This window comes from Xanthobacter autotrophicus, assembly GCF_030015065.1.
GTDB lineage: Bacteria > Pseudomonadota > Alphaproteobacteria > Rhizobiales > Xanthobacteraceae > Xanthobacter > Xanthobacter autotrophicus_D.
On the sequence record NZ_JAIVFN010000166.1, the window covers coordinates 1 to 7,021 of the forward strand.

Here is a 7,021-nt window from a genome sequence, read left to right on the forward strand (position 1 = left end):
ACGGGAGTAGCTGCAGTCTCGGGGGCTCGGAGAGGTGTATAAGAGACAGTGGCCCGCCCCGGCGTGGGCGCGACGAGCGCCCGCAGGGCGAACGGCCCTTCCGCGCCCGCAGCGAACGGCCGGAAGGCCGCACCAGCGAGCAGGAGGGCCGGCCCGCCCGCAGCGGCAGCCGCCCTTATGGCGACAAGCCGGCAGGTCGGCCCCGTCCCAGCGGGGACAGGCCCGCTGGTGGCGCGGGTCGCTCATACGGCGAACGCTCCTCCGAGGGCGCGGGGCGCGCCTATGGCGACAAGCCGGCAGGTCGTACGCGTCCTTCCGGGGACAGGCCGTCGGGCGGCGCAGGACGCGCCTACAGCGAACGCTCCTCCGAAGGCGCGGGCCGCAGCTATAGCGACAAGCCGGCGGGTCGCACACGTCCCTCCGGGGACAGGCCCGCTGGTGGCGCTGGTCGCTCATACGGCGAACGCTCGTCCGAGGGCGCAGGGCGCGCCTATGGCGACAAGCCGGCAGGTCGTACGCGTCCTTCCGGGGACAGGCCGGCGGGTGGCCCCGGCCGCGCCTACGGCGACAAGCCGGCAGGCGCCCGCGGCTTCAGCGGCAAGCCGGGGGGCAAACCCGGCGCCGGGCGGGGCGGGTTCGGTGGCAAGCCAGGCGGGAAGCCCGCCGGCCGGCCGAGCGGCAAGGCCGGCGGCGGCAAGCCTTCAGGTCCGCGCGGCAAGCGCTGATCCGAAGGGAGAGCGGCCATGCGCATCGTCGGCGGCCGATTGAAGGGGCGCGCGTTGAAGGGGCCGTCCTCCAGCGCCACCCGGCCCACCTCGGACCGGCTGCGCGAAAGCCTCTTCAACGTGCTCGCCCATGCCTATGGCGACCCGTGCGACGGCGCGCGCGTGCTGGATCTGTTCGCCGGTACGGGCGCGCTCGGCATCGAGGCGCTCTCGCGTGGCGCGCGCTTCGCATTGTTCGTGGAGGAGGCGGCGGACGCCCGCGGCCTGATCCGCGACAATGTGGAGGCGCTGGGCCTCACCGGCGTGACCAAGGTATTCCGCCGCGACGCCACCCGCCTCGGCGACATGGGGCCGGGCGAGCCCCATGGCCTCGCCTTCTGCGATCCGCCCTATGGCAAGGGCCTGGCCGAGCGCGCGCTGGCGAGCGCCGTGGCCGGCGGATGGCTCGCGCCCGATGCGCTGGTGGTCGTGGAGGAGCGCACCGGCCTCTTCACGCTGCCGGACGGCTTCCGCGAGATCGAACGCCGCGCCTATGACGAGAGCGAGCTGATCTTCCTGGAACGGGCCTGACGCCCGCCTCATGCCATCGGCCCCGGTCCTCGACCGGAGCCGAGAGGGCTTCACTCCGCAACGCGCGTGTTCCCGAGTTGCGGATCTTAAAACGGGTTCCGGCAACAGCCTAAACCAGGCGCCGCGCGGACCTGACCAAGGGCCGGAAAAGGCCACGCGCGCCAGCCTTCGGCCTCACCGCTCGACACGGACGATCACGTCCATCAGCTCCTTGACCTTCTGCCGCTGGTCCTCCGCATCGCCGGAGCGGATGGCATGCTCCACGCAATGGGCCACATGATCGCGCAGCACCTCCTCCTCCACCCGCTTCAAGGCGGCGCGGACGGCGGACACCTGCGTGATGAGGTCGATGCAGTAGCGGTCCTCCTCCACCATGCGGGAGAGGCCGCGTACCTGGCCTTCAATGCGGCTCAGGCGCTTCAGGACTTGGTCTTTCGTCGGGCTGCGCATGGCTTGTCATATACCCCCTCAGGGTATATTCAACAAGGCAGAATATCTCCCAGGGTTTCGTTCGACGCCCTGAACATGAGCCAGCGCAAGGCCGCCTCGCGGAAAATGGCCTTCATCTGGCCCCGACACGTCCGGAGCCGCCGCCTATGGCAAACGATCCTTCCAGCCACACGCACAGCGGTCCCGACTGCTGCGGCGGCAACGCGCCCCCGCCCCTCGACCTCAATGCCGCCCCGAAGGCCCTCCTTCCGGAGACGGTGAAGGACCCGGTCTGCGGCATGGATGTGAAGACGGACCCGGAGGCCGCAAAGCCCACCTCGGTCTACCAGGGCCAGACGTTTTTCTTCTGCTGCAACGGCTGCAGGACCAAGTTCGAGGCCGAGCCGGAAAAGTACCTCGCCCCGGTGAAGGACCCCGTCTGCGGGATGAGCGTGGAGCCCGGCCGCGCCAAATACTCGGCGCGGCACGACAAGAAGCCCTATTTCTTCTGCTCCTCCTCCTGCGAGACCAAGTTCAAGGCCGATCCGGGCCGCTATGTGGAGGGGGGCTCATCCGCGCCGCCTCCGCCGGAGAAGGTGCCGGAAGGCACCATCTATACCTGCCCCATGGATCCGGAGATCCGGCAGATCGGCCCCGGCATCTGCCCCATCTGCGGCATGGCGCTGGAGCCGGAGATCGTGACCCTCGACGAGGGGCCGAACGAAGAGCTCGCCGACATGACGCGGCGCTTCTGGATCGGCCTCGTGCTGACGCTGCCCATCTTCGTGCTGGAGATGGGCCAGCACCTGCTCGGCCTGCATCTGCTGCCACAGCAGACCTCCAACTATGTGCAGTTCGCCCTGGCGACGCCGGTGGTGCTGTGGGTGGGCAAGCCCTTCTTCGAGCGCGGATTCCTGTCGCTCAAGACCCGCCATTTCAACATGTTCACCCTCATCGCGCTCGGCACCGGGGTGGCCTATCTCTATTCGCTCGTGGGCACCTTCGCCCCCGGCCTGTTCCCGCATGATTTCCATACCCATGAAGGCGGCGTGCCGGTCTATTTCGAGGCGGCCGCCGTCATCACCGTGCTGGTGGCGCTGGGGCAGGTGCTGGAGCTGCGCGCCCGCGAGCGCACCTCCGGCGCCATCAAGGCGCTGCTGTCGCTGGCGCCGAAGACCGCCTTGCGCATCAAGGCCGACGGCACCGACGAAACCATCGACCTCGGCCTCGTCGCTCCCGGCGATCTGCTGCGCGTGCGCCCCGGCGAGAAGGTGCCGGTGGATGGCATCGTCGCCGAGGGCCGCGCGGTGCTCGACGAAAGTCTCGTCACCGGCGAGAGCCTGCCCGTGAGCCGCGAGGCCGGCGAGCGGGTCATCGGCGGCACGCTCAATTCGTCCGGCGCCTTCACCATGCGGGCCGACAAGGTGGGCCGCGACACGCTGCTCTCCCAGATCGTGCAGATGGTGGCGCAGGCCCAGCGCTCCCGCGCACCCATCCAGCGCCTCGCCGATCAGGTGTCGGGCTGGTTCGTGCCCCTCGTCTTCGCCGCCGCCTGCGTCGCCTTCGTCATCTGGATGGCGGTGGGGCCGGAGCCGCGCCTCACCTTCGCGCTCATGGCGGCGGTGTCCGTGCTCATCATCGCCTGTCCCTGCGCGCTGGGCCTTGCCACCCCCATGTCGGTGATGGTGGGCGTGGGCCGCGGCGCCCAGCTCGGCGTGCTGGTGAAGAATGCCGAGGCGCTGGAGCGCATGGAGAAGGTGGACGTGGTGGTGGTGGACAAGACCGGCACCCTCACCGTCGGCAAGCCCAAGGTGGTGGCCGTGGACGCCCTCGGCGCCATCGACGAGGTGGAGCTGCTGCGCCTCGCCGCCAGCCTCGAACGGGCGAGCGAGCATCCCCTCGCCGCCGCCATGGCGCTGGAAGCGAACGGCCGCAAGCTCCAGCTGTCCGAGCCGGCCGGCGTGGAGAGCCCGGCCGGCAAGGGTATCACCGGCACGGTGGACGGCCGCCCCGTAGCGGTGGGCCATGCCGCCTTCATGAGCGAGAAGGGCATTGCCACCGACCATCACACTGCCGCCGCCGAGGCCTATCGCCGCGAGGGCGCCACCGCGGTGTTCGTGGCCGTGGACGGCAAGGCCGTCGGCCTCGTCGCCATCGCCGATCCGGTGAAGGACACCACCGAGGCCGCTCTCAAGTCGCTCACCGATGACGGCGTGCGCGTGGTCATGCTCACCGGCGACAACCGCACCACCGCGCTGGCGGTCGCCAAGCGCCTCGGCATCACCGAGGTGGAGGCGGAGGTCCTGCCCGACCACAAGGCCGACGTGGTCCAGCGCCTGCGCGCCGAGGGTCACGTGGTGGCCATGGCCGGCGACGGCGTGAACGATGCCCCCGCCCTCGCGGTGGCGGACGTGGGCATCGCCATGGGCACCGGCACCGACATCGCCATGGAAAGCGCCGGCATCACCCTGCTGAAGGGCGACCTCTCCGGCATCGCCCATGCGCGCGGCCTGTCGCGGGCGACCATGGCCAACATCCGCCGCAACCTGCTGTTCGCCTTCCTCTACAATGCGGCGGGCGTGCCCATCGCGGCGGGCGTGCTCTATCCCAGCCTCGGGCTCCTGCTCTCGCCCATGGTGGCGGCGGCCGCCATGGCGCTGTCCTCGGTGAGCGTCATCGCCAACGCCCTGCTGCTGCGCGGCTGGCGGCCACGCTGAGGCGGGCATGGGAAGCTCTGACCGCGATCGGGGGCTGGCCGCCACCCCGAGGCTCCGTCAGTCCCATCGTCACCCCCCGGCTGAACCGGGGGGTCCACCTCGCGCCGCCACGCCCTCTCCCGCTTGCTGGGGAGGGGGCAGGCCCGCGCCGTCAGGCGCCGCCCGTGCCGAAGAAAAACGCTCGTTGCTCCCCTTCCCCCGGCACCCCGTATCTGGCGTCTTTACACATTGAACGCGCGCCCCGATCATGCCCGGGGTTCGGACATGGCTGACATTTCCTTCCAGTTCGTACAGGCACGCGGGGCGCTCCGGGCGTTGGGCTCGGGGCTGCTGGGGCTTGCCCTGCCGCCCACCTGCATCGCCTGCGGCGCCGTCACCGGCATGGCCGGCGGCCTGTGCGGCCCATGCTGGGGCCGGCTCGCCTTCATCAGCCGCCCGTTCTGCGAGCGCACCGGCGCGCCCTTCACCCACGATCCCGGCGGCGCGCGGATCTCGGCGCAGGCGCTGGAGGATCCCCCCGCCTTCGACCGCGCCCGCGCCGCCGTGACCTTCAACGACGTCGCCCGCGACCTCGTGCACAAGCTGAAATATGCCGACCGGCTGGATGTCGCCGCCCCGCTCGCCCGGTTGATGGCGCAGGCCGGCGCGGATGTGATCGGCTCGGCCGACCTCATCGTGCCGGTGCCCCTCCACCCGCTCCGCCTGTGGCGCCGCCGCTTCAACCAGGCCGCGCTTCTCGGCCGCCACCTGTCCGCGAGCACCGGCCTGCCCCAGCGCACCGATCTCCTCTCCCGTCGCCGGTCCACGCCGTCCCAGACCGCCCTCGGCCGGGCAGGGCGCCGCGCCAACGTCGCGGGCGCGTTCGTCGCATGCGGCGATGCAGCATCGTATCTTGAAGGCCGCCGCGTGTTGCTGGTGGATGACGTTTTCACCACCGGCGCCACGCTGGACGCCTGTGCGCAGGCGCTGCGCCGGGCCGGGGCCGATGGCGTCGATGCCCTGACTTTCGCGCGGGTTGTCGATTTCGCCTGAATTACCTAACTATGGTACGACGCTTTCGTGACGGTGCCCCGCCGTTGCCCAACCTGTTCGTGACAGCATGAAACCCATCGAGATTTACACCAAGAGCTGGTGCCCCTATTGCCATTCCGCAAAGGAATTGCTGCGCCGCAAAGGCTTGACCTTCACCGAGATCGACGTGACCACCGACAAGGAGGGTCAGGTCGAGATGACGCGCCGCGCCGGCGGGCGCACAAGCGTGCCGCAGATCTTCATCGGCGAGACCCATGTGGGCGGCTGCGACGATCTCTATGCCCTTGAGGAGGCCGGCCGGCTGGACCAGCTCGCCGCCTGAGCTTTTCATTCCGTGGTGCGCGAACCCGTGCGAAACTGAATAATTGTCCCTATCTGTCGGGGGAGGCGTCCGGCAACGGGCGCGCGCGGGAGCGCACGACGGACCGGGGCGGGTTCAGCATCCAGGAAAGAGCGAGCCGAATGACCTCTGCCGAAACATCCGACACCCTCCGCATCGCGCTCGTGCAGTTGCGCAGCGGACGGGATCCGGCAGCCAATCTCGATGCCGCCGCCGCCCTGGTGCGGGAGGCCGCGCGGGACGGTGCGCGCTACGTCCAGACCCCCGAAACCACCAACATCATGGAGCTGGACCGCCAAGTCCTGTTCGAGAAGCTCCGGGAGGAGGCGGACGACGCCACCCTCGCGGGGCTGCGCCAGCTGGCGCGCGAGCTCGGCATCGTCCTGCACATCGGCTCGCTGGCCCTGAAGGTGTCGGACAAGAAGGCGGTCAACCGCGCCTTCATGATCGGCCCGGACGGGGAGATCGTTGCCCGCTACGACAAGATCCACATGTTCGACGTGGATCTGGGCAATGGCGAGAGCTACCGGGAATCCTCCGCCTATCGCCCCGGCGAGCGGGCGATACTGGCGAACGTGGACGCGTTCCGCGTCGGCCTCACCATCTGCTACGATTTGCGCTTTCCCTCCCTCTACCGGGCGCTGGCCGAAGGCGGCGCGCAGGTGCTCACCGTTCCGTCCGCCTTCACCCGGCCCACCGGCGAGGCGCACTGGCACGTGCTGCTGCGGGCGCGGGCCATCGAGAACGGCGCCTATGTGCTGGCCGCCGCCCAGGGCGGCAAGCATGAGAACGGGCGGGAGACCTTCGGCCATTCGCTGGTGGTGGACCCGTGGGGCCGGGTGATCGCCGAAGGCGGCACCGACCCCGGCGTGATCCTCGCCGAGATCGACCTGAAGGAAGTCGCCGCCGCCCGCGCGCGCATTCCCTCCCTGTCCAACGGGCGCCGGTTCGAGATCTCCGAGCCGGGCCAGACCATCGGGCACCTCAGCGTGGTGCGGGCCTCGTCATGATCCGCTACACCCTCAATTGCGCGGCGGGCCACCGGTTCGAAAGCTGGTTTCCCTCTTCCGCGAGCTTCGACGCCCAGCAGGCACGCGGGCTGGTCTCCTGCCCCGCCTGCGGGTCGGCCGAAGTGGAGAAGGCGGTGATGGCGCCGTCCGTCGCCCGCACCGATCGTGCCCCCGCCCCCGCCGCGGAGGAGGCGGCAC

General features: G+C 70.3%; 7 protein-coding genes. 6 read left to right on the forward strand and 1 reads right to left on the reverse strand.

Annotated features, from left to right (window positions below):
- The first annotated feature begins 743 nt into the window (after positions 1-743).
- Positions 744-1,295 carry a 16S rRNA (guanine(966)-N(2))-methyltransferase RsmD gene (gene rsmD / locus K9U40_RS21150; RefSeq protein WP_282892093.1) on the forward strand — a complete coding sequence of 184 codons (552 nt, stop codon included), beginning with the start codon at positions 744-746 and terminating at the stop codon, positions 1,293-1,295.
- Between the two features lie 174 nt (positions 1,296-1,469).
- Here the strand turns inward: rsmD and K9U40_RS21155 are convergent, their stop codons facing one another.
- Positions 1,470-1,745 (reverse strand): metal-sensitive transcriptional regulator, encoded by a 276-nt coding sequence (locus K9U40_RS21155; RefSeq protein ID WP_282892094.1) that lies wholly within the window; start codon positions 1,743-1,745, stop codon positions 1,470-1,472.
- Positions 1,746-1,891: 146 nt separating this feature from the next.
- On the opposite strand from K9U40_RS21155, the gene K9U40_RS21160 reads away from it, so the two are divergent.
- The 5 genes from K9U40_RS21160 to K9U40_RS21180 form a co-directional block, all read left to right on the forward strand.
- Entirely contained in the window at positions 1,892-4,441 is a 2,550-nt protein-coding gene (locus tag K9U40_RS21160; protein WP_282892095.1) for a heavy metal translocating P-type ATPase, read from the forward strand.
- 264 nt (positions 4,442-4,705) lie between these two features.
- Complete coding sequence (locus K9U40_RS21165) at positions 4,706-5,473, forward strand: ComF family protein (RefSeq protein ID WP_282892096.1); 768 nt, start codon at positions 4,706-4,708, stop codon at positions 5,471-5,473.
- A gap of 67 nt (positions 5,474-5,540) precedes the next feature.
- Complete coding sequence (gene grxC / locus K9U40_RS21170; protein WP_282892097.1) at positions 5,541-5,795, forward strand: glutaredoxin 3; 255 nt, start codon at positions 5,541-5,543, stop codon at positions 5,793-5,795.
- Between the two features lie 140 nt (positions 5,796-5,935).
- The gene (locus K9U40_RS21175) at positions 5,936-6,823 is read left to right on the forward strand and encodes a carbon-nitrogen hydrolase family protein (protein WP_282892098.1); all 888 of its coding nucleotides are present in this window, start codon (positions 5,936-5,938) and stop codon (positions 6,821-6,823) included.
- On the forward strand, positions 6,820-7,021 hold a 202-nt coding region (locus K9U40_RS21180), incomplete at its 3' end, for a DUF1178 family protein (RefSeq protein ID WP_282892099.1). The genes K9U40_RS21175 and K9U40_RS21180, both read left to right, overlap by 4 nt.